Annotated in this window: 20 protein-coding genes and 1 tRNA gene; 3 read left to right on the forward strand and 18 right to left on the reverse strand. The window is 62.5% G+C overall.

Annotation, left to right across the window (positions count from 1 at the left end; all coding sequences use genetic code 11):
• Positions 1 to 1,584, forward strand: coding sequence for a 1,4-alpha-glucan branching protein domain-containing protein (locus tag VMN77_07135; GenBank protein ID HTN43556.1), 1,584 nt, complete (start codon positions 1 to 3; stop codon positions 1,582 to 1,584).
• 33 nt (positions 1,585 to 1,617) lie between these two features.
• Here the strand turns inward: VMN77_07135 and glgA are convergent, their stop codons facing one another.
• The 10 genes from glgA to ald form a co-directional block, all read right to left on the reverse strand.
• Positions 1,618 to 3,111, reverse strand: coding sequence for a glycogen synthase GlgA (glgA, locus tag VMN77_07140; GenBank protein ID HTN43557.1), 1,494 nt, complete (start codon positions 3,109 to 3,111; stop codon positions 1,618 to 1,620).
• Complete coding sequence (gene galT / locus VMN77_07145; protein ID HTN43558.1) at positions 3,111 to 4,127, reverse strand: galactose-1-phosphate uridylyltransferase; 1,017 nt, start codon at positions 4,125 to 4,127, stop codon at positions 3,111 to 3,113. Before galT ends, glgA begins: the two co-directional genes overlap by 1 nt.
• Before the next feature lie 19 nt (positions 4,128 to 4,146).
• Complete coding sequence (locus tag VMN77_07150) at positions 4,147 to 6,321, reverse strand: glycoside hydrolase family 57 protein (GenBank protein HTN43559.1); 2,175 nt, start codon at positions 6,319 to 6,321, stop codon at positions 4,147 to 4,149.
• A gap of 63 nt (positions 6,322 to 6,384) precedes the next feature.
• On the reverse strand, positions 6,385 to 6,933 hold the full coding sequence (locus tag VMN77_07155; protein HTN43560.1) for an adenine phosphoribosyltransferase: 549 nt from the start codon (positions 6,931 to 6,933) through the stop codon (positions 6,385 to 6,387).
• Complete coding sequence (locus tag VMN77_07160) at positions 6,933 to 7,880, reverse strand: sigma-70 family RNA polymerase sigma factor (protein HTN43561.1); 948 nt, start codon at positions 7,878 to 7,880, stop codon at positions 6,933 to 6,935. Before VMN77_07160 ends, VMN77_07155 begins: the two co-directional genes overlap by 1 nt.
• 49 nt (positions 7,881 to 7,929) lie before the next feature.
• On the reverse strand, positions 7,930 to 8,211 hold the full coding sequence (locus tag VMN77_07165; protein ID HTN43562.1) for an acylphosphatase: 282 nt from the start codon (positions 8,209 to 8,211) through the stop codon (positions 7,930 to 7,932).
• Positions 8,212 to 8,448: 237 nt separating this feature from the next.
• Entirely contained in the window at positions 8,449 to 10,584 is a 2,136-nt protein-coding gene (locus VMN77_07170) for a methyl-accepting chemotaxis protein (protein ID HTN43563.1), read from the reverse strand.
• Between the two features lie 86 nt (positions 10,585 to 10,670).
• Positions 10,671 to 11,468, reverse strand: coding sequence for an MHYT domain-containing protein (locus VMN77_07175; protein ID HTN43564.1), 798 nt, complete (start codon positions 11,466 to 11,468; stop codon positions 10,671 to 10,673).
• Positions 11,469 to 11,815: 347 nt separating this feature from the next.
• Positions 11,816 to 11,889 (reverse strand) — tRNA-Pro (locus VMN77_07180).
• Positions 11,890 to 11,964: 75 nt separating this feature from the next.
• A complete protein-coding gene (ald, locus tag VMN77_07185) occupies positions 11,965 to 13,071 on the reverse strand; it encodes an alanine dehydrogenase (GenBank protein ID HTN43565.1) in 1,107 nt (368 codons plus the stop codon).
• A 188-nt stretch (positions 13,072 to 13,259) separates the two neighbouring features.
• Here ald and mtnA point away from each other — a divergent pair, with 188 nt between their 5' ends.
• The gene (mtnA, locus tag VMN77_07190) at positions 13,260 to 14,315 is read left to right on the forward strand and encodes an S-methyl-5-thioribose-1-phosphate isomerase (GenBank protein ID HTN43566.1); all 1,056 of its coding nucleotides are present in this window, start codon (positions 13,260 to 13,262) and stop codon (positions 14,313 to 14,315) included.
• Between the two features lie 29 nt (positions 14,316 to 14,344).
• Positions 14,345 to 15,331, forward strand: a complete 987-nt coding sequence (locus VMN77_07195) for an aldo/keto reductase (protein ID HTN43567.1) — start codon at positions 14,345 to 14,347, stop codon at positions 15,329 to 15,331.
• A 70-nt stretch (positions 15,332 to 15,401) separates the two neighbouring features.
• Here the strand turns inward: VMN77_07195 and VMN77_07200 are convergent, their stop codons facing one another.
• From VMN77_07200 to VMN77_07235, 8 genes are all read right to left on the reverse strand, one after another.
• Entirely contained in the window at positions 15,402 to 16,256 is an 855-nt protein-coding gene (locus VMN77_07200) for an MBL fold metallo-hydrolase (protein HTN43568.1), read from the reverse strand.
• A gap of 31 nt (positions 16,257 to 16,287) precedes the next feature.
• Complete coding sequence (locus tag VMN77_07205) at positions 16,288 to 16,983, reverse strand: SDR family oxidoreductase (protein ID HTN43569.1); 696 nt, start codon at positions 16,981 to 16,983, stop codon at positions 16,288 to 16,290.
• A gap of 18 nt (positions 16,984 to 17,001) precedes the next feature.
• Entirely contained in the window at positions 17,002 to 17,556 is a 555-nt protein-coding gene (locus tag VMN77_07210; protein HTN43570.1) for a hypothetical protein, read from the reverse strand.
• A gap of 66 nt (positions 17,557 to 17,622) precedes the next feature.
• A complete protein-coding gene (locus tag VMN77_07215; GenBank protein ID HTN43571.1) occupies positions 17,623 to 19,047 on the reverse strand; it encodes a patatin-like phospholipase family protein in 1,425 nt (474 codons plus the stop codon).
• Complete coding sequence (locus tag VMN77_07220; protein ID HTN43572.1) at positions 19,034 to 19,246, reverse strand: PEGA domain-containing protein; 213 nt, start codon at positions 19,244 to 19,246, stop codon at positions 19,034 to 19,036. The genes VMN77_07215 and VMN77_07220 overlap by 14 nt, the downstream gene beginning before the upstream one ends.
• A 59-nt stretch (positions 19,247 to 19,305) precedes the next feature.
• Complete coding sequence (locus VMN77_07225; protein HTN43573.1) at positions 19,306 to 21,204, reverse strand: tetratricopeptide repeat protein; 1,899 nt, start codon at positions 21,202 to 21,204, stop codon at positions 19,306 to 19,308.
• Positions 21,205 to 21,253: 49 nt separating this feature from the next.
• Complete coding sequence (locus VMN77_07230; protein HTN43574.1) at positions 21,254 to 21,541, reverse strand: hypothetical protein; 288 nt, start codon at positions 21,539 to 21,541, stop codon at positions 21,254 to 21,256.
• Positions 21,542 to 21,645: 104 nt separating this feature from the next.
• The coding region (locus VMN77_07235; protein ID HTN43575.1) for a universal stress protein at positions 21,646 to 22,140 on the reverse strand (495 nt) is incomplete at its 5' end.

Raw genomic sequence — 22,140 nt, forward strand, 5'->3', positions numbered from 1 at the left:
ATGCCCACCGGTTATCTCAGTCTGGTCCTCCACGGCCACCTCCCGTATGTACGACATCCGGAACACGATTACTTCCTTGAAGAGAACTGGTTTTATGAGGCGCTTTCGGATACCTACCTCCCGCTTCTGGAGGTCTTCGAGGGGCTGGTGGAGGACGGAATCCCGTTTCGCCTGACCCTCTCCCTCTCGCCGACGCTCATGTCCATGATGGCCGATTCGCTCCTCCAGACCCGCTACCTGCGACATCTGGATCGCCTGATCGAGCTGTCCGAAAAAGAAATCCGTCGGACCCGTCATCAAGCGGACTTTCAGGCCGTCGCGCGAATGTACCACGAGCGCTTCAGCCGGAGCCGGGACCGGTTCCAAAACCGATACCGCCGGAACCTCCTTCAGGCCTTTCGCCGATTGGAGGAAGAGGGCGTTCTCGAGATCATCACGGCCGCCGCGACCCACGGCTATCTCCCTCTGTTGAGCGCGCGGCCCTTCGCCGTACGGACCCAGGTCCGGGCCGCGGTCGATTACTTTCGGCAGACGATGGGCCGGTTCCCGGACGGCCTCTGGCTTCCCGAATGCGGCTATTATCCCGGGCTGGATGCCGTCCTCCGGGAGGAAGGCCTCCGGTACTTCTTCGCCGAAACGCACGGCCTCGTCTACGCCCAGCCCCGCCCGCGATACGGAAACTATGCCCCGATCTATTGCCCCTCCGGCGTGGCGGCCTTCGGCCGGGATCTCGAATCCTCCAAGCAGGTCTGGAGCGCCGAGGAAGGTTACCCGGGCGACTACGATTACCGGGAATACTACCGGGACATCGGCTTCGACCTGGACCTGGAGACGATCCGCCCCTACATCCACCCCGACGGGATACGGGTCAACACCGGTATCAAATATTACCGGATCACCGGCAAGACCGAGGACAAGCAGGTCTACCATCGCTCCCGCGCGATCGAGAAAGCCGCGGCGCATGCCGGGAATTTCATGTTCAACCGGCAACGCCAGGTCGAATACCTCGCCTCCACGATGGACCGGACGCCCTTGCTGGTCGCCCCCTACGACGCCGAACTGTTCGGACATTGGTGGTTTGAAGGACCGGAATGGCTCGATTTCCTGATTCGCAAGCTGGCCTGTGATCAGGACACCGTGGAGCTGGTCACCCCGTCGGATTACCTGGACGAGTTCCCGGTCAATCAGGAAGCCGCCCCGTCCGGGTCGAGTTGGGGGTTTAAAGGATATAACGAGGTCTGGCTGAACGGGCGGAACGATTGGGTCTGGCGTCACCTCCATCAAGCCGCGCGCCGGATGGAAGAGATGATTCATGAGCATCCGAAGGCAAACGGGACGCTGCGTCGCGCGATGAACCAGGCCGTTCGGGAATTGTTATTGGCCCAGAGCTCCGATTGGCCCTTCATGATGAAGACGGGCCAGCAGTCGGAGTACGCCGTGAAGCGGTTCAAGGACCACGTGCTGCGCTTCACGCGTCTTGCGGACGAGATCGAATCAAAACGGATCGACGAGGGGTGGCTGAAGGAATTAAGCGACCGGGACAATCTTTTTCCGGAGATGGATTATAGGCGGTTTCGTTTCTAAACCATCCAGGGCGACCCGGCGGGTGGCCCCTACCTATGCGGGGCCTGTTTTTTCCGGCTTCGCCGGGCCGGACTCCCTCCCGATCGCCAGGCGGTAGAGCTTCTCGTATTCTTTGGCCGAGTGATCCCACGAAAAGTCGGCCGCCATGCCGGCCCGCATCATCCGGTACCAGGGATCCTTTTCCCGGAACAGCTTCAGGGCCAGTTGCACCGTGGTGAGCAGCTCATGGGAGCTGGCCTGCTCGAACACAAACCCGGTGGCCTTTCCCTCCGCCACGTTGGACGGGGTCGCGTCGACGACGGTGTCGGCCAGCCCGCCGGTCTTTCGCACCACGGGAATCGTCCCATAGCGCAGACTGTACAACTGGTTCAATCCGCAGGGTTCGTAGCGGGACGGCATGAGAAACAGGTCCGACCCGGCCTCGATGCGGTGGGACAGGGCCTCATCGAAGGCGAGGTGGACCGATAGTTTCTCCGGGTAACGCTGCATTGCCTGCTTGAGTTTTTGCTGAAGGGCCGGGTCTCCGGTGCCGAGGACGACCAGCTGGAGATTCAAGCGCATCAACTCATCCAGCACCTCGATCACCAGGTCCGTCCCCTTCTGCGGCGTCAGTCGCGTAATCATGCCGATCAGCGGAACGTCCTTCACCGGGAGACGACACTCCTTCTGCAGCGCCTCCTTGCACGCCCATTTTCCTTTCAGGTTCCGGGCGTCATACGCCTGGGCGATGGAGGGGTCATGGGCCGGATCCCACTTCCGGTAATCCACGCCGTTGACGATCCCGAAGAGGTCCGGCCGGCGGGTCTGGAGCACCCCTTCCAAACCCTGGCCGAACTCCCGGGTCTGGATCTCCCGGCTGTAGTTCGGGCTGACCGTGTTGAGGATACCGGCAAACACCAGCCCGGCCTTCAGCAGATTCAGTTTCCCGAAAAACTCCAGCCCGTCGGGGGAGAAATATTTGGGAGGGAGGCCCAGCCGGGCGAACTCGCTCCCCGGAAACAGGCCCGGGTAGCCCAGGTTGTGAATCGTAAACAAGAGGCCGGTCCTGAGGTAGAGGGGTTCGGCGGGAAAGAAAACCCGCCGGTAGACGAAGACCAGCGCCGTCTGCCAGTCGTTCCCGTGCAGAACGTCGGGCGACCAGTCCAGCCGTTTCGGTATTTCCAGTACGGCCCGGCTGAAGGCCGCGAACCGCTCCAGATTATCGGGATAGTCCTTGCCTTTTTCCTGGTACAGCTCCTGACGCCCGAATAGACCCTCGTGCGACACAAACAGGACCTCGACCGGGGTATCGGGAAGGGGCGCGGACCAAAGTCCGAATGGATAGTCTTTCCCCGCCAATCGAACCGTGAAATCGCCCCGCGACCGGAGTCCCCAGCGTTTTTCATCCACCGCGCCGTAGCGGGGCATCACCACCTTGACCTCGTGCCCCGATCGGGCGAGGGCGGCCGGGAGCGCCCCGGCCACATCGGCCAGGCCGCCGGTCTTGGCAAAGGGAGTGACTTCCGATGCGGCAAAAAGGATCCGCACTAATCCCCCGTCTCCACTTCGCGGAGGAACTTTGCGGCCTCTTCCGGGGGCGTCGGGTTGATGTAAAACCCCGTTCCTCTTTCGAAACCCGCAATTTGAGTCACATGCGGCATGATCTCCAGATGCCAGTGATAATAATCCTCATCGTGATAGGCTTGATTAAACGGCGAACTATGAATGATGAAATTGTAGGGGGGGTTGTTGAGGGCCTTGTTCTGGCGCTTCAACGTATCGCTTAAAATTCGGGAGAGCGCCTCGAATTCATATTTCTGCGAATCTTCAAAATACGGATCGTGGGTCTTGGGAAGGATCCAGGTCTCGAAGGGAAAGCGGGCCGCATACGGGGCGATGCAGACATAATGCTCATTCTCGCTCACCAGGCGGACCTTGGAAGTCAGTTCCTGGCGAACGATATCGCAAAAGATGCATCGTTCCTTGAAATTGTAATACTCCTTTGCACCCTTGAGCTCATCGAGCACGTTTTGGGGGACGATGGGCATGGCGATCAGCTGAGAATGTCCGTGCTCAACGCTGGCCCCCGCCGCCTCGCCGTAGTTCTTGAACAGCAGGATGAAGCGAAACCGCTTGTCTTTTTTCAAATCCAGGATCCGGTCGCGGAAGCTCCACAGGACATCCTCCACCTGCTTGGCGGCGAGAGTGGCCAGGGTCTGCTTGTGATCCGGAGTTTCGATGAACACTTCGTGCGCGCCCACACCGTTCATCTTGTCGTAAATCCCTTCTCCTTCACGATTGAGCCCCCCTTCGACCCGAAGGGCCGGAAATTTGTTCGCAATCACCCGGACGGTCCACCCCGGCGTGTTCGGTCTCGAGCCTTCCGGGCGGTAGGCCAGTATCTCGGGCGGCGTCTTGTCCTCGTTGCCGGGGCAGAACGCGCAAAAACGGGGTTCCATCCCCGGGGCGGGGCCCACGGGACGATAGTCGTTGGATCGCTTGCCGCGTTCGGTGGCGATGATCACCCATCGTCCGACAATCGGGTCTTTCCGCAACTCAGGCATCGTCGGTAAACTCCTCCTTTCAAACGCTCCACATCAACTGTTCAAAGTCCCGATCCGGCACCTCAAGCGTGAGGTAGCCGTTGGGAGGATAGGTGGCGATCACCTTCTCTTTTTCCCGGATCTCGAGAATAAAATGCCGCCGTTCCTTCGGCTTCCAGCCCAGCCACGCGAAGGGAAGGGCCAGCTCGATGATTTTACCCATGGCCAGGGTGCCCGCCTCTCCCAACGGCTCGTAGCGAATCCCGTCCGAGCTCCGGTGGACGACCACCCGCGGCGCTTCGGCCGGGGCGCAGGGGATCACCCAGCGATACTCCACCGGACCGTTGAAGAAATGGATATGGAGCTCATACCGTTTGCGTTTTTCCGGACCGCAACCCTCCGCCGGATCGATGCGCAAGTAACAATGCGTCTGATCAAATCCATAGAAGATGGCCGAGATCAGGATCGCCTCTCCGAACCGCGTGCTGCGACGCGTCGCGTCGTAGAAACCGGCCCCCCGCCACTCAAAATAGGTGGTGCGCTTTCCGTCCAAGGTGGGATGGATGAAGTTCACCGGCTCGTCCACGTGCTTGGCGGGGTGGAGGTGGATGATGGGCCGCGACAGGTATTCGGGGACCTCCCGTCCCAGATGCCGGAAGGCGCCGGCGAGGTGATCCCGGAACAGCCGGTCGAACTCTTCGTCGTGCGCGCTGGAGAAATCGTCCCCGTACCACCAGAACCAGTCGCTGCCCTCGGCCGCGTAGATCGCCTCCCGCGCCGCCTCGCGCCGCGCCGCCGGGACGGCGCCGTCGTTGAGGAGAGGGCCGAGCGCCCTGCGAGTGCGGTTCAGGTAATCCCAGGCCTGGTTCTCTTCCTCGGAGCCGATCCAGATGTCGAAATCATGATGAATCCAGGAGCCGGAATGGAGACGGCCGATCCGCTGCGCGGGCGGTTGGGATTCGATCGCGTCCGTGATTCGGGCGGTCCGGAAACGATCTGAGGCGGAAAGGCGTCCGTACAGTTCGTTCAGAAAATGTTTTCCGCCCTCGGGATAATACTCCCATGGATTTTCCCCGTCCAGGATGATCGTCGCCAGCGCGCGGCCGGCCTGACCGGCCGTGGCATCCTGGATGGCCTGAAACCGCTTGAATAAGTCGTCGACGGCCGAGCGGGGGTCCATGCGCCCCATCGAAAATCCGATCCGGTTGGACAGATCCTGGTCCCGGAACACGATCGCCAGCTCCCGGCCTTCGGACTCCACAAGATAGGGCCGGTAGAGCGCCTCGAGCCGGGAACGGGTCGGCAACGACTGCAGCAGGATCTCCTCGTCCGTCGCGATCCACCGGATGCCGGCCTCGGCCAGGAGCGGGATGATCTCGGGACAGACCGATCCTTCCGACGGCCAGCAGCCCAGGGGCCTGCGTCCGAGCCGCCGGGCGTGGTACTCCACCGCCCGCAGGATTTGCGCCCCCGCGTCCTCCGGCGCCTGGAAACGCTCCGGCAGGGTCGCGTGCGGCATGCACCGGCGCGCGATATCGGTGTCGTAGATTAAGGGCAGGATGGGGTGGAAAAACGGACTGGTGGTCAGCTCGATCTGACCGGCCGACTCCAGGTCACGGTAAAGCGGGATCACGCCCCGGAGCACGTCCTGCTGGCATCGGATCACCTCGGCCTTGTCCGCTTCCGTAAAATCCCGGCCTTTTCGCCGGAGCTCCTGAAGCGTCGGCGACCGCTCCACGGCCTTGAACCCGAACCAGACCAGGTTGAATAGCACCTGGAGGTCCCGATAATCCTTCGGCCCGAATCCCCCGGCGACGGATCGCAGGCCGTCCTCATCCCAACGGACTCCGCGTCGCCGCAGGAGCTCGTCGTACCGCGGCCAGGGTTCCACCATCGTCTCCCGGTTGGCCATGAAAAAATACCGCAAAAGGAAACGCCGCTCTTCCGGATCAAGGTCCGCGGCCGGCTTGAGCGTCTTCTCCAGAAACAAATCCCTGGCCCTCCCCTCCTCGTAATCCTGCAACTGGAGCAGCAACGACGGGACCAGGTTCACGGTGACGCGGATCTCCGGAAAGTCTTTTAACACCGCGGCCATGTCGTGATAGGCCCGGATCGCGTGCAAGCGGACCCACGGAAGCCTGTAGTCGCCGGTGAGCGTGTCTTTATAATAGGGCTGGTGGTGATGCCAGAGAAAGGAGATCCCGAGAGGTTCCATCGCGGCCTTCCGAATGGATATAATTGTAGCACAAATCAACGCGGGGACATAGGCGCGAGGGGGTCAATACTGGATCAGGGAGAGGATATCGTGATCCTTTAATTTATCACGACCCTTCAGTTCGGTGAGCTCCACCAGGAAGGCCAGGCCGCAAATCTCGCCGCCCAGCTGCCGGACCAGGTCCACCGCCGCCGCCATCGTGCCGCCCGTCGCCAGCAGATCGTCCACGAGAAGAACGCGCTCGCCCCGCGCGATCGCATCCCGATGCACGGCGATCGTGTTTTTTCCGTACTCCAGGGAATAGGTGGACTCGTACACGTCCGCCGGCAATTTTCCCGGTTTCCGCATCGGAACGAACCCGGCGTTCAGCAGGTGCGCCAGCGGGGCCCCGAAGATGAAGCCCCGCGCCTCGATGGCGACCACTTTATGGACGCCGGTGTTTTTGTAGGCAAGGGTCAGGGCCTCCAGGATCGCGGAGAAGGCCTTCGGGTCCTTGAGCAGGGTCGTGATATCGTAGAAAAGGATCCCCTTCTTGGGGAAGTCCGGGATTTCGCGAATCGCCGATTTCAGGCCGTTGAGCCGGCCCGGGCGTTGAGGACGCGGGGGGTTCATCAGAGGATCTCCTCCGGTTTGATCGTCTTCTGGTCGATGATCGCGCGCAGCTTGGTGATGGCCGAGTGCTCGATCTGCCGAACCCGCTCCCGCGTCAGGCCGAAAACATTTCCGATCTCCTCCAAGGTATGCGACATCTCGCCGGCCAGGCCGAAGCGCAGGGTGACCACCTTGCGTTCGTTCTCTTTGAGCGTCGCGAGCCATTTTTCGATCTCTTCCCGGTTTCGGATTCCGATGGCCATGATCGAGGGCGGCATCTGCGACGTGTCCTCGATGACGTCCTTCAGCGAGGTGTCCTCCCGGCCCCCGATCGGGCTGTCCAGCGAATAGGTTTTTCGAATGAGCTGCTGGATTTCCAGGATTTCGTCCTCTTTGACCTTCATCCGGCGGGCCACTTCCTTCGCGCTGGGAACTTGATTTATCTCCTGCATCAACTGCTCCGAGATGGCCATGTAGTGGTTGAGCTTCTCGACCACATGCACCGGCAGACGGATCATCTTGCTCTGATTGATGATCGCCCGTTCGATGGCCTGCCGGATCCACCAGGAGGCGTAGGTGCTGAACTTGAAACCGCGCTTGTAATCGAACTTTTCAACGGCGCGGATCAGCCCGATGTTTCCTTCTTCGATGATGTCCGAGAAGGGCAGGCCGCGGTTGATGTAGCGCTTGCCCATGCTCACCACCAAACGGAGGTTGGACTCGATCATCTGACGGCGGGCGTCCTCGTCCCCTTGCTCCTGAATCCGCTTTCCAAGATTCTGCTCCTGCTCAAAGGTCAGCAGGACCGATTTGCGGATCTCTTTCAGGTAGCTCTTGATGGCGTCCATCGTTTCGGCCGGCTCGGCCTCGGGCTTCTCCTCCGCCCCCTCGTCCAGGCCGGCCTCGACCGGCTCGGACTCCTCGTCCAGGCGGTTGGATTTATCCTCGTCGTCGGAAAAACTGGTCATGTCGGAGCCCCTCTGCTTTTGGCGTTGGCCGCGTCGTGATGACGGACGGCTAGGAACGATATCGGATCGAAAAATCCTTAAAGCCTTTCTCGCCCGTTTTCCAGTTGACCTGGATCGCCTCGACCTTCGCGCGTGGCGGTCCGATTCGCAATTGATCGATCAGGATCTCGATCACCTCCCGGTCCCCCTCCGCCACCACCTCAACGGCGCCGTCGGCCAGGTTGCGGCAGAAACCGGTCAGGCCCAGTCGTAGCGCCGCCTCCTGCGCGAACGCCCGGAAATAGACACCCTGAACCCGCCCGCTGACAAGAATCTCGGCAAAAACAGGCATAAACGAATAAAGACACGACCCTTCTCCCGGTTTTCGAGATCTGGGGGAAAAAGATGAGCGAATCGAGACCGAACTTCGATGGCGGTTATTGTAATAAACAACGGCCCGTATGGCAAGAAAATTCATCGGGCGCCGACCGAAGTCTCGGGGAGGACCGGTCGGGCGAGGCGACCGGATTAGGCTTGAGACCGGAGGGTGGGATCCATGGCGGGGGGACGGGAAATACACGGGGGAGGATCAGGTGATTTTGAATCTGGCCATCTCCTCCCTCAGCCGTTCCGTCTGTTTTAAGACCTCCTCCACCGACCGGCTCATCTTCTGGGCCATCGGCACACTCTGCTGGGCGATCTGATGAATTTCCAGAATCGACTTCCGGATCACCTCATGGCCCTGCTTCTGTCCGGTCATGGCCTTGGCGATCTGTTGAATACGCAGGGTCACGTTCCCCATGGCGCCGCTGATTTGTTTGCTGCCGTTGGCCTGCTCTTCCGTGGAGATTTTGACCTGTTCTGTGATCGATCGCATCCTGGCGGCGGCCTTCATGATATTGAGGATGCCGCTTTCCATTTCTTTCATGATCGCGTTGACCTCTCCGGTCAAGGCGTTCATTTTTTCCATGAGCCGAACGGCCTGGACGGTGGACTGAACCTGATCAACGGTCAGTTTTTCAATGCGGCGCGACATTTCGGAGGACTGTTTGGATCCGACCAGAATCTTGGCGAGCGAATCCCGCGCGCTGCCGGAAAGACGGATTCCGTCTTCCACGCTCCGGGCGCCTTCCTGGATCGACGCGACCGCCTCTTTGGCCTCCGATTGAACGTCCTGAATCAGCTGGGCGATCTGCTTCGTGGAGGCCGAGGTTCGGTCCGCCAGCTGTTTGATCTCGCCGGCCACGACGGAAAAGCCCTTCCCCTGCTCCCCCGCCTGCGCGGCCAGGATGGCGGCGTTCAGGGCCAGCAGATTGGTTTGGTTTGTCACATCTTCGATGACCGTCAAAATCGTCCCGATATGCTCGGTGCGCTCGCCCAGCTTATGGATTACCTGCGACGCCTTTTCGACGGTCATCCGGATCCGTTCCATGCCCTCGATGGTCTTCTCGATGGATACGGTCCCCAGCTCGCCGGCATCCTGGCTAACCGTTTCCGTCAAGCGAGCGGATTCCTTCGCGCTGGTTTCCACGTCCCGAATGGACCTGTTCATATGCCCGAACGACGCGGTGGTCTCCCGGGCGCTGCTTGACAGGGCCTCGGCACGCTCCACCACCCGCCGGATGGAGTCGGACATATGACCCAGGGAAGCGGCGCTTTCCTCCACCGATGCGGAGAGCGTGGTCGCGTTTTCGGACACCTGGTCGATCGAGGCGCTCATCTCCAGCAGCGATGAAGAGGTCTCTTCCGCGGAGGAGGAGAGGCTGTCGAGGTCCTCCGAGGTGCTCTCGACGGCGTCGTTCATCTCCTCGATCGAAAACGATGTTCTTTCGGCCTCCCGGGCTTGACGGTCCGCACCCTCGCTGACCCGCTTGGCATCGGCCAGCATTTCCCCCGCCACGGAAGCCACCTGCTGGGAGAGGCGGTGGATCTGCTGTATCATTCCTTTCAGGCTGGTCGACATTTGCGAGAAAGCGCCCGCCAGAATCCCAACCTCGTCGTCCGTGGCGGCTTCGACCGTGTGGCTGAAATTCCCGCCGGCGATCTGGGAGGCGACCTGCGTCATCCGTTGCAAGGGTGCGATCATGAGCCGGACGAAAAACAGGGATATAAACACCCCCGATCCGACCAGAATTCCCAGGACCGAAACCGTCAGGACGAGCGAGTGCCGTAATTGATCCTCCAGGCGCTGCAGCGAAACCCCTAGACGGACCACTCCGGCCTTATTGGAACCCGGGGCCGCTTCGCCCTTTTGACCCTCCGAGGGCGCGGAAGGATCGCCGGTAAAGACGGGGGCCGCGATATCGTAAAAGTCCTTCGACCCCAGAGTATAACGGAAAACGTTGGGTCGGTCGATCCTCAGGGCCTGCTGGGTGAGAGGATCGTTGAGGGTTTTTCCGACCTCCGATTCATCCGTGTGGGCCACGACCTCGCCCATGGAATTCACCACGACGATATAGGCCAGATCGGTTTCCTCACCGATCCCCTTGATCATCTGTTTCAGGGAAGACGGGTCCTTTTGCAAGATCGCGTCCAGGCTGCTCCGCGCGATATTATTAACGATCACCAGGCCCCGCTCCTGGAGCTGTTCCTGGGAGGACCGGTTGAAACCGATGATGAGGATGACGGCCAGGATCGAGCCCATGACGATGAAGAGCGAGTTCACAAAGAGCATGAACTTTAAGGTCAGACTCAGCCCCGCCCTTTTATGATTCGCCCGGCTCACGAAGCGGTCCCAGATTTAGGATGGATGGGAAGACAGTCAAGATGGAAACCCCCGAGCCCGGAAAGCACTCGGGGGTTTTGAACCGTTCAATGCGAGACCCCGGCCTGCTTCGGCACGTGGGAATCGGTCTTCCGATTCAGAAAGGAGCTCACCAATGCAAGACACAGAATCAAACCCGTCGTTATCCCCACCGCCGCGGCCAGCCCGGAACGTCCCGAGGCGGCGGCCGCCCCCTGGACCCCCATCGATGCCGCGGTGGGCGTGAAGTTGGTGGCCAACTGACCCGTGAAATGCATGCCCACGATCGCCGCCCCCATCACCAGCGCGCTCACGATCTTTTGCAAGGTCCCGATTCCGCTGGTCTCGCCCCGTAGATGGAAGGCGAGCCACAGCGCGACCAGCGACACCACGATCGCCACGACAATGGACGCCGCAAAGAAGGTCCTGTCGTACCACATGGTGGCGTCAAGCCGCATGGCCGCCATTCCGGTATAATGCATCGTCCCGATGCCGACCCCCATAAGAACGGATCCGGAAACCAGCGGGACCAGGCCCATGGCGTCCCGGCTCACGATGAACAGCGCGATTCCGGATGTCGCGACCGCGGCCAGCAGCGAAGCCGCCGTCGTCATCGTGTCATAGGAAACCGTCACCGGCAGACTGAACGCCAGCATGGCGATAAAGTGCATCGACCATATTCCAACCCCCATGGCGATCGCCCCCCCCATGAGCCAGAGTTTCCGGGCCGAACCTTGACTGGCCGTCACGCGCCCGGCCAGATCGAGCGCGACGAATGAGGCCACGGCCGCGATAACATAAGACAGGAAGACAAGGCTCATATCGTAACTGCCCACCATCGTTACGGTCATATCTGCGGATTTCATCGTTCACCCTCCGTTCCCGGGTTTCCAACACCCGAACGCTCAATTAATAAAAAATAGCGGAGAGTTTGATTGCTGTCAAGAAAGTCGGCGGGTTGCTTCGAGCAGAAATAAGGATCAAACCGCATGAAAAGACAAAAAAACGGGCCCCTTCCAGACGACGTGACGTCTATACAGGACCCGTCAATAAAATTCGGATCGATTCGTTTTCAAATAAAACCGGTCGGGGCGCGCGGATTTGCATCACGCAGCCGATCCCTGAACATTAGAGCAATGGAAAATGGACCGCATTGTGGGCCCTGTCCATTTTCCAATGCTCCAATGATCCAAAAATTTTCGGTGCAAATTTTTCGGGGCGCGCGGATTTGAACCGCGGACATCCAGCTCCCGAAGCTGGCGCGCTACCGGGCTGCGCTACGCCCCGTTTTTCAAAGTGAATAGTAAGTAGTGAGCAGTGAGGAGAAAACGTATCGTCTCCTCACTCCTCACTCTTTACTCCTCACCGCCATTCCTCGTATTTCAATCCATGGGCCTCGGCCACCCCCGCACTCGTGACCTTTCCCTTGTAGATATTGACCCCCTTGGCCAACGCGGGATCGCGGCGACAGGCCGCCGCCACACCCAGATCGGCCAATTCCAATAGATACGGCAGCGTGACGCCGACCAGGGCCGATGTCGCGGTCCGCGGAAAGGCCCCCGGCATGTTGGCGACGCAATAATGGATCACGCCGTCCACGACGTAAACCGGATCCGAATGGGTCGTCGCTCGGGAGGTCTCGATGCACCCGCCCTGATCAATCGAGACATCCACGATCACGGAACCGCGGCGCATCCCGGCCACGAGGCTCCGGCCGACCAGTTTGGGGGCCTTCGCCCCGGTCACCAGCACGGCGCCGACCACCAGATCCGCGCTCTGGACCGCCTGCTCGATCAGCTCCGGTTTCAAGAGCCGAAGGATGACCTTGCCGGTCACCGCCGCCTCTTCCAGGTTCTGAAGGCGATCCGTCTCCCGATGGAACAGAGTCACCTGTCCGCCCAGTCCCAATGCCATCTGGACGGCGTTGGTTCCGACCGTCCCGGCGCCCAGAACGACGACGCGGGCCGGCGGCACGCCCGGAACCCCGGGCAGGAGCACCCCGCTCCCCCCATGAATCTTCTGGAGATAGAAGGCGCCCATCAGGACCGACATCCGCCCGGCGATCGCGCTCATCGGTCGAAGCACCGGCAACGATCCGTCCGGCGCTTGGATCGTCTCGTAGCCGATGGCGATCACCTCGCGCTGAAGCAGCGCCTCGGTCAAGCGCCGGTCGGCCGCGAGGTGAAGAAAAGTGAAGAGCGTCTGGCCCTTTTGCAGCAGGGAATATTCGGAGGCCTGGGGCTCCTTGACCTTCACGACCAGATCGGCCTCCCCGAACAACCGGGCCCGATCGTTTACGATCTCCGCGCCGACTGCAAGATAGGCCTGGTCGGAATACCCGCTGCCTTGGCCCGCGTTCCGCTCCACCAATACCCGATGGTCCGAGCGGACGACCGTGCGGACCGCCTCCGGCGTCAGGGAAACCCGATACTCGTTGTCCTTGATTTCTTTCGGGACCGCGATGACCATAGACGAGGTTTGAGAATATCAGGTCGAATGCGAAATGTCAATGAAACTACGTTTGACCTGTGGGGCCGAGCCCCCGGTCCGGGTCCGATCCCGGCCGACGTCGTGCCCGGGCCGACGCCGACTCGGTTTCGCACGCGGCCTCCGGCCTTCGCTTGACCGGGGCGCTGATTTTTTATTACAATGCCTTCATGTTCTCACCGATCGAATGGCACCTGGGGGCCAACGGCCCCGTCGTCCGCATGCTGGACCAGACCCGTCTTCCGGGCGAAGTGGTCTGGGTGGACTGTCCCGATCATCAGACCGTGGCGAAGGGGATCAAGGAGCTGTGGGTGCGGGGCGCGCCGGCCATCGGCATCGCGGCGGCCATGGGCTACGCGCTCGGAGCCAATGGGATCCGGGCCGGCACCTACGACGACCTCGCCCGTCAGCTCAAACCGATCCGTGACACTCTGGCCTCGACGCGCCCCACGGCCGTCAACCTGTTCTGGGCCCTCAACCGCATGAACGAGGTCCTCCAGATCCACAAGGACCGGCCGGTCGAGTCGATCAAGGAACGGCTCGTCCAGGAGGCCCGGGCGATCCACGACGAGGACATCCAGCGGAACCTCGCGATGGGCCGCCACGGCGCACGGCTCGTCCAGGAGGGGGATACGATCCTCACCCATTGCAACACCGGCGCCCTCGCGACCGGCGGACACGGAACCGCGCTGGGCGTCCTATTCACGGCGTGGGAAGAAGGAAAACGGTTCAAGGTCCTGGTCGACGAGACACGGCCGGTCCTCCAGGGCGCGCGGCTCACCATGTGGGAGCTCCAGCAGAACAAGATCCCGGCCACCCTGATCGCGGACAACATGGCCGGGGCCTTCATGAAGAAGGGAACGGTCCGGCTCTGCCTCGTCGGGGCCGACCGGATTGCGGCCAACGGGGACACCGCCAACAAGATCGGCACTTATTCCGTGGCGGTGCTGGCCAAGGCCCACCGGATCCCCTTTTACGTCGCGGCGCCGACCTCCACGATCGATTTCTCGATCGCCTCCGGCGAGGCCATCCCCATCGAGGAAAGGAACCCGGAGGAGGTGACGACGATCTTCGGAAAGGTCCGGGTCGCCCCCGCCAACGTGGAGGCCGCGAACCCGGCCTTCGACGTCACCCCCGCGAAATACATTACCGGGATCATCACCGAAGAAGGCGTTTTCAAACCGGGCGAGCTGAAGCGGAAACTGGACGCCCGGAAGCGGGCTTAGGCTTGCTTCGGGGCGGGGGAGACGGGATCATGCAAAAAAGACCCCTGGGAAATGGCGGACTGGCCGTCTCGGCGATCGGGCTGGGCTGCATGGGAATGTCCGAGTTTTACGGCCGGCACGACGACGCGGATTCGATCAAGGCGATCCACCGCGCGCTGGACCTCGGGATCGATTTTCTGGACACGGCCGACATGTACGGGGTCGGGCGCAACGAGACGCTGGTCGGCCGGGCGATCCGGGACCGCCGCGACCGCGTGGTCCTGGCCACCAAATTCGGCAATGTCCGGGGAAACGACGGCAGCTTTCTTGGAATAAACGGGAAACCGGACTATGTCAAATCGGCCTGCGAGGCCAGCCTCAAGCGGCTGGGCGTGGAGGCGATCGATCTCTACTATCAGCACCGGGTCGATCCGGCCACGCCGATCGAGGAAACGGTCGGGGCGATGGCCGGGCTTGTGCGCGAGGGCAAGGTGCGGTATCTGGGGCTCTCGGAGGCGGGACCGAACACGATCCGCCGCGCCCGGGCGGTCCATCCGATCGCGGCGCTTCAGACCGAGTATTCGCTCTGGAGCCGGGAGCCCGAGGACGAGATCCTGCCGCTGTGCCGCGAGCTGGGCATCGGCTTCGTCGCCTACAGCCCGATCGGGCGCGGGTTCTTAAGCGGAAAGATTCGCAAGGCCGAGGACCTGGAGCCGGACGACCGCCGCCGGATCTTCCCCCGCTTTCAGGGCGAAAATTTCCGGCGGAACCTGGGCCTCGTGAAACGGATCGAGGAAATCGCCGGCCGGAAGCATTGCCGGCCGTCGCAGCTCGCGCTGGCCTGGCTGCTGACCCGCGGAGCCGACATCGTGCCGATTCCGGGAACGACCCAAATCCCCCATCTGGAGGAGAACGTCGGCGCGCTCGCGATTCAACTGACGAAGGACGATCTCGCCTCGATCGATGAAGTCGCGCCCCTCGGCGCGGCCGCGGGGACGCGCTATCCCGAACAGCACATGCCGGCGCTGAACCGCTGATCCGGCGCCCCGTTTCGCCTACCCGCTTGTAAAGATAAAAAACTCCCCTACGGGATCCTCCGGGCCTGGACTAGGCAAACGGGTTGTGATCCATCTGTTCCCGGGCCGTTGTGGCCGGGCCGTGGCCGGGAAACAATACCGTGTCTTCCGGAAGGGCGAGCAGTTTTTCCCGAACGGAGGCCAAATGCACGGGGTAGAGCGAGGGGGGATTGGAACGTCCGATGGACCCGGCAAAAAGGGTGTCCCCGACAAAGCAGAAATTCCGCCCGGCGGGGGACACACGGTAGCAGTATCCTCCAAGGGTATGGCCCGGCGTGGCCAGGGCCTCCATTTTCAGGGTTCCAACCCAAAGGGTCGTCCGGTCTGAAAGAGGGGCGAGCAGGCCCTCCGGCGGTTTCGAGGAAAGCAGCGCACGGTCGCCCTCACCCAGATAGACCGGCACCGGCCATTCCGCCACGATGCGATCCAGTCCCCCGGCATGATCGGCGTGGCCGTGGGTTAAACAGACCCCGGTCAGCCTCAGGCCGCGCCGCCGGACCTGCGCGAGCATCTCGGTCGCATCGTATGCCGTGTCGATCAGGACCGCCTCCCTCGATACCGGGTCAAAACAGATATAACCCTTGACGGCATACCCGCCGTAATCCCCCCGGACGGTCACGACCGGACCGTCCGTATCGACCCACGCCCCCGGCGGCTTCGGCCTCCAGCCCCGGATCGCGATATCCTCCAGGGCGTGGACCCGCAGGCCCAGGGCCTCGCCGAGGGCCCGGACCTCCGGCCCTGTCGGAGGGCGCTCCCCGCTTTCGAGGCGTCGGACCTCGGTCTCCGGACGGCCGACTTCTTGGGCCACCTCGGCCAGCGACCGCCCCTGGCCGGTCCGGGCCTTTTTTATGATGTCGCAAAAATCGTCCTCCAAGGCCGTCATGAATCCCCCTCCGATCCGGCCCGGTCCCTCTTCACCACCCGATCTCCTTCCGGTCGCGGATGAACTTCCCGTTCGGGATCTTCGGATCGGTCGCAAGCCAGACGATCGATTCGGCCCCCCTCTCGACGCTCCGCGGCGCCCCCGGCCCGCCCATCCCGGTCCGGACCCAGCCGGGGCAGACCGAGTTCACCCTGACCCGGCCGCCGAGATCCTCGGCGAACTGGACCGTCATCATGTTGAGCGCGGCCTTGGAGATGCTGTAGGCGGGGTAGCCGCCCCCGCCGTCACTCAGCTGGCCCAGGCCGCTCGATACATTGATGATCCGGGCGTCGTCGCTCTTCCTCAGCAGCGGAAGCAGCGCCTGGGAAAGCTCAAACGGGCCGAAGAAGTTCGTCTCCATCGTGGCGCGAAGCGTCCCGATCGGGACGCGGTCCGAACCCCTGTCGTCGTCTTCCAGGATTCCGGCGTTGTTCACCAGGACGTCCAGCCGGCCGGGGTCGGCCGCAAGGTCGCGGGCCAGGCGACGGATCGATTCGGGGTCCGAAACATCCAGCCAATGAAACCGCACGTCGAATCCGGGGCGGGCGAGGTCCTCGACGGCCTTCCGGCCCTTCGCCTCGTCGCGCGCCGTCAGGATCACCGTCCAATTCCTCTCGGCCAGCTGCCGGGCGACTTCATACCCGATTCCCCGGTTGGCCCCCGTCAGGAGTCCGATTCGTTGATTCATAAAGCCCTCTCTTCCCGTTCAGGGGCATTCGGTGGAAAGCGATCCGTACACCTTCGGGATCTTTTTCGGATCCTGATACAACGGCCGGTGATCGAGGTACCCGTTGAAACAGGCCGTCCCACCGCCGTCGATGGAGAGAGCGGCCGCGATGGCGAACACGACGCAGGCGTTCCCGTTCGCCGGATCGATCATCACGCAGGTGAGGGTGCCGCCTTCCACCTTCCCCTCATGGGCGGGCAGTCCCCACAGGGCCCAATCCACCGCCCGATCAGGGTTGGGAATGAGATCCGCCGTCCCCCCGAGAACCGTCGGAAGCGGGTCGTGATTCACGGCGCTCCAGAACAACCCTGTGGCGGAGGGATTCCAATCCACCCGGCCCCGGAACCCCCCGATGAAGATCGCGGCGCCGCACACGCTCTGAGGACAGAGTTCCGGCCCCTCGATCAGGACGTCGATCCCCTGCGGCAGGGCCTGGGAATCCGGCGCCGCCGATACGGGATGGACCGCGAACAGGACGGAGACGAGAATTCCAAGAAGCGAAGACAACGAAGACTTCCAACGAGCAGGGCTCATGACCTTCTCCTTTCGATTTGAGGTTTGGCGTCGATGGAACCGTTCGGCCTCGAACGAGGGAACGCGCTACCGGGCCGTGGGGGCTCCCTGAAGATCCTTCAGCAAGGCCTTGAACTCCGGAGACTGGCGCAGCAGTTCCCCTCCCTTTTGAACCAGTCGGTCCACGACCGACGGGTCCAGCTTGAAGCTCGTGGGAAGCGACAGGAATTCCTCCCGTTCTCCGGGATCGGCGATGTTTTCGAAATTCACCTCGATGATGTAAAACGTCATCCCCTTGAGCGCCGGCGGAGGGGCCGCCGCCGGGCAGCGCTGGGCCAGGAGAGCCCGGCAGTCCCGGACCGACCGAAGGGCCTGCTCCCTCGCATCGGCGATATCCTTGACCAGCTCGATCGTCTCGAACGAGTAGTTGTCCATCGCCACGGTCGCGGTCTTCATCGCCACCTCGGCCGCGTTCGGGGCCCGGGGCTTCCGGTCGATGCGCTCGGAGGGTTCCGTCCGGGCGTTGACGATGATCACGGCCATTTTATCGATTTTCCCCTGGTTGATCAACTGACGGATGCCGCCCGGGCGGTCGGCGTCCCGGATCGAGTCCGTGACATAGCGCAGGCCGATGTTGTCGGCCAGCCCGCCGTCCAGGAGATGGACGTAGGGGTGATCGGCCTTGTCGTTGTAGGCCTCCCACTCCTTGGCCTCGAGATAGCGGCGGCGGTTCAGGTTATAATCCCCCCGCGCGTGTTGAACCCATTCGGGCCGTTCATAGCCGGGCGGGCTCGGATAATTCTCCAACGTGATCGGGCTGAGCAGGATCGGAAAGGCCGAGGAGGCCGCCACGGCGCGCGCCACCGGATAGGAGGAAAGGTCCGAGCCCAGAAGGTCGAAACGGTCCTGAGTGAACTCGAAGCGCTCCCCCAGCGACATGTTCGTCGCGTTGATCACGATAAACGGCCGCCGGGGGCGGGACGCGAGGGCGGCGAAGGTCCGGTCTTCAAAGATCGTCCGGCCGTACAGCTCGGCCGCGAGATCGATCCGGTCGAACGAGGGCGAGGCCAGACGGATCAGCGTCGCGGGATTCCAGAGCGCGCGCGTGAGCTCTCCCTCGATATCCCGGTTCAGGAACCGCGACTCGAACTCGCTGAAGATCCGGTCCCCGAACAGCGCGTAGTACGCCCCGGTGAAGGAACCCCCCGAGACCGTCGAGATCAGGTCCACTTCATCCAAGAGCCGCTTCGTCTTCCCCTGCCAGAGGACCGGGGTTTCGCTCAGCGCCTTCAGGACCCCGTAGGAAAGGGACGCGGCCCGCGTCCCCCCGCCGGAGAAGGTCAACACGACGAAGAGCGAGTCGGTGTTGTCGCCCGGCTCAAGACCGGCGAAGCGGTAGCCCGCGTCGGGCCGATAGCGGTCCAGCGGCGCGTTGACCGGCGCATGCGCGCAACCGAGGACGAAGAGACCGAAGAGGATCGCGGCGCCGGAGGGAACGCTAGGTCTTGGCAAACGTGATCTCCTTCGGTCTAATCGGCGAGGTCCTTGAAAGCCGGACCCTTCGCTTCTTCGGTTTGACGTCATCCGACGGCGACAGCGAAACCGTGTAGGTGCCCGCTTCCAACTCGATCGTCCGGTCCGTTCGGCCCTGGTCCCGGCCGTCGATCAGCACGCGCCGCGTCTCCGGGAAATGGACGCTGAGATATTCCATCCCTTAATCCCCCAAGCCCCCGAGCCGCAAGGAAAGGTCCCCGTGACCCTTTTCTTTATTTACATGTCGGGCATTGTATGCCCATTCAGTTGTTCCTTCAATTCATCAATTTTTCGGCGATTGAGCGGGTTGTCCGGGGCCCTTCTTTCGAATTCCTCCAGCTCTTTTTCGGCTTCGGACAGCTTTCCCTGATTCATGAGGGCCAGACAGAGATAATAGCGGGCTTCCGTATGGTTTGGGTTCCGGTCCAGAATCGCACGGAACTCCCCGATCGCCTCCTCGGGGTCCCCAATTTTGCGGAGAACCATCCCGAGATTTAAGTGAGCCGCCGCATCCTCCGGTCTCAGACGAACGGCGCTCTGGTATTCCTCCATCGCCCCCCCGAGATTGCCCCGGCCCAGAAGGGCGGCCCCCAGACCCATATGGCCGTCGGCCTCGTCGGGGTTCAGGGAAATAGCCGTGCGGTATTCCTCCGCCGCCCCGTCATAATCCTTTTTCACCAGGAGGACCGCCCCAAGACCCAGGTGGGGCGCGGGGAGACGGGGGTCCAGTTCCACGGCCGTGCGGTACTCCGCCAGCGCGCCGTCCAGATCCCCTTTTTTGCGAAACAAGGCCCCGAGGTTGGCGTGTCCGCCCGCATCCCCGGGTTTCAGGCGAAGGCCCTCGCGGAACTCGGCCATCGCCCCCTCCAGATCATTCCGGTGCTCGAGCGCGAGCCCGAGGCCGATGTGGGCGGCGGCCTCCTTCGGGTCCAGGGCGATTGCGGTGCGGTATTCCTCCGCCGCCCCGTCATAATCCTTTTTCACCAGGAGGACCGCCCCAAGACCCAGGTGGGGCTGCGGGAGACGAGGATTCAGTCCCACGGCGGTGCGGTACTCCGCCAGCGCACCCTCCAGATCCCCTTTTTTTCGCAGGAGGACCCCGAGATTATAATGAGCGGCCGCATCCCCGGGTTTCAGGCGAAGGCCCTCGCGAAACTCGGCCATCGCCCCCTCCGGATCATTCCGGTGCTCGAGCGCGAGCCCGAGGCCGATGTGGGCGGCGGCCTCCTTCGGGTTCAGGCGGAGGGCGGCGCGGTACTCCTCCGCCGCCCCGTCGTAATCCCTTTTTCCAAGACGGGCATTCCCAAGGACGATGTGGACGGAGGGCTCGTTCGGGTTCAGGCCGACGGCCGTGCGGTACTCCGCCATCGCACCGTCAACATCCCCCTTCTCGGCCAGTGCGAGGCCCAGTTGATTGTGGGCTCCGGCGTGCTTCGGGTTCAGGCGAAGGGCGGTTCGGAATTCCGCCATCGCCCCATCAAGATCTCCCCGGCCCGCAAGGGCCGTCCCGAGGCCGACGTGGCCGTCGGCCCCGCCCGGATCCAGTTCGATGGCCTTGCGGAACTCCGCCATCGCCCCTTCATAATGACCCATTTGGACGAGCGAGCGCCCGAGATTGTAGCGGGCTTCGACATAGTTCGGGTTCAGGCGAAGGGCGGCGCGGTACTCCGCCATCGCCCCGTCGATATCCCCCTTTCGGCCGAGGGAAAGCCCGAGATTGTAGTGGGCGACGGCATGCTCCGGATGGATTCGAAGGGCGCTTCGGTATTCCGCGATCGCGGGGTCGATCTCCCCTTTTCGTATAAGAACGGCCGCAAGATTGATGTGCGGATTTTCGTCGTTGGGATTCAGGCGGATCGCGGAACGGTATTCCACGATCGCCCCCTCAAGATCCCCCTTTTGCCCGAGAACAATCCCCATATTATAGTGAGCGACGGCATCGCCGGGGTCCAGCCGGACGGCCGCGCGGTACTCCGCCATCGCCCCGGTCAGATCTCCCTTCTCCTGAAGCTTCACGCCGGACTCCACATGTTTTGCGGCCTCGGCCGGCATCGGTTTCGGAGCCGCACAACCCGAGGACAGGATCAACAAGGCCGCGGCCATCGCCATCTTATAATGAATTTTTATCAAGGCCACAGGGTTCCTCTCCCAGGCCACGCCCCGCAAAGGGCGGTCCTGTGGGGATTCAATAACCGACGGTGAAACGACCGCGCCGGTGCGACGGCTTTTCGAGCTCGTCGATCATGGCGACGGAATAATCCTCGAGGGAAATCTCGCTCTTCCCCCCGGCATCGACCAGCAGTTGATCGGCGCCGAGCCGGGATGTTCCCGTGCGCTTTCCCGGAGCGATCACCGCCGACGGGCTGAGCAGGGTCCAGTCCAGGTCCCGTTCCGCGCGCAGCAGCCTCAGCGCCTCCCGGGCGCCCAGCGCCGACCCGATAAAACCCGTGGCCCCGATCAGTGCGATCTTCATGCGGTTTCCTCCGTGATCATTCGCTGGATATCACCCGCGGCCTTCCCCCCGCGCGGGACCGGCGCGGAGGCGGATGGGTTTCGAAGCGGCCGGGATCCGGCCTTTCATACCTGAACGGCGAGGACCGGGCAGGGTCCCAACTGTATGACCCGGTATGTCGTCGAGCCGAACACGGCCAGATCCAAGGCGCCGCGGCCGCGCACGGCCATAATCACCATGTCGGTTTGGGTGTCCAGGGCGAGCCGGATGATCTCCTGGTAGGGCTTTCCGATTCGCGCCTCGGTTTTGACCCGGAGCGTTTTGCGCACTTCCGGCGAAATCAGTTTTTCCAGTCGCTCCATCGCCGTCGCTCTGGCCTCCGCCGTTTCAGAGGGGCCCGGGATGTCCTCCAGCACGTGCAGCAGGGTGAGCTCGGCATTGTACTCTTCCGTCAGGGAGAGCGCAGGGTCCAGGGCCCGCCGGGAATGCTCGGAGAAATCGGTACAGAAAAGAATCCGGCCCAGGCGGACGGGATCCCGCTCGTGACCCGGACCGGCGAAGTCGTGCGCCGGTTTACGCACGACCAACACCGGGCACGAGGCCTTTCGAAGCACCCGCTC

Source organism: Nitrospiria bacterium (assembly GCA_035498035.1).
Lineage (GTDB): Bacteria > Nitrospirota > Nitrospiria > JACQBZ01 > JACQBZ01 > JACQBZ01.

Excerpts from the sequence above, each read along its gene's own strand:
- VMN77_07135 (HTN43556.1), top strand. The coding sequence starts at position 1 with ATGCCCACCGGTTATCTCAGTCTGGTCCTCCACGGCCACCTCCCGTAT.
- galT (HTN43558.1), bottom strand. The coding sequence starts at position 4,127 with ATGCCTGAGTTGCGGAAAGACCCGATTGTCGGACGATGGGTGATCATC.
- VMN77_07150 (HTN43559.1), bottom strand. The coding sequence starts at position 6,321 with ATGGAACCTCTCGGGATCTCCTTTCTCTGGCATCACCACCAGCCCTAT.
- VMN77_07155 (HTN43560.1), bottom strand. The coding sequence starts at position 6,933 with ATGAACCCCCCGCGTCCTCAACGCCCGGGCCGGCTCAACGGCCTGAAA.
- VMN77_07160 (HTN43561.1), bottom strand. The coding sequence starts at position 7,880 with ATGACCAGTTTTTCCGACGACGAGGATAAATCCAACCGCCTGGACGAG.
- VMN77_07165 (HTN43562.1), bottom strand. The coding sequence starts at position 8,211 with ATGCCTGTTTTTGCCGAGATTCTTGTCAGCGGGCGGGTTCAGGGTGTC.
- VMN77_07175 (HTN43564.1), bottom strand. The coding sequence starts at position 11,468 with ATGAAATCCGCAGATATGACCGTAACGATGGTGGGCAGTTACGATATG.
- ald (HTN43565.1), bottom strand. The coding sequence starts at position 13,071 with ATGGTCATCGCGGTCCCGAAAGAAATCAAGGACAACGAGTATCGGGTT.
- mtnA (HTN43566.1), top strand. The coding sequence starts at position 13,260 with ATGTTCTCACCGATCGAATGGCACCTGGGGGCCAACGGCCCCGTCGTC.
- VMN77_07195 (HTN43567.1), top strand. The coding sequence starts at position 14,345 with ATGCAAAAAAGACCCCTGGGAAATGGCGGACTGGCCGTCTCGGCGATC.
- VMN77_07200 (HTN43568.1), bottom strand. The coding sequence starts at position 16,256 with ATGACGGCCTTGGAGGACGATTTTTGCGACATCATAAAAAAGGCCCGG.
- VMN77_07205 (HTN43569.1), bottom strand. The coding sequence starts at position 16,983 with ATGAATCAACGAATCGGACTCCTGACGGGGGCCAACCGGGGAATCGGG.
- VMN77_07210 (HTN43570.1), bottom strand. The coding sequence starts at position 17,556 with ATGAGCCCTGCTCGTTGGAAGTCTTCGTTGTCTTCGCTTCTTGGAATT.
- VMN77_07220 (HTN43572.1), bottom strand. The coding sequence starts at position 19,246 with ATGGAATATCTCAGCGTCCATTTCCCGGAGACGCGGCGCGTGCTGATC.
- VMN77_07230 (HTN43574.1), bottom strand. The coding sequence starts at position 21,541 with ATGAAGATCGCACTGATCGGGGCCACGGGTTTTATCGGGTCGGCGCTG.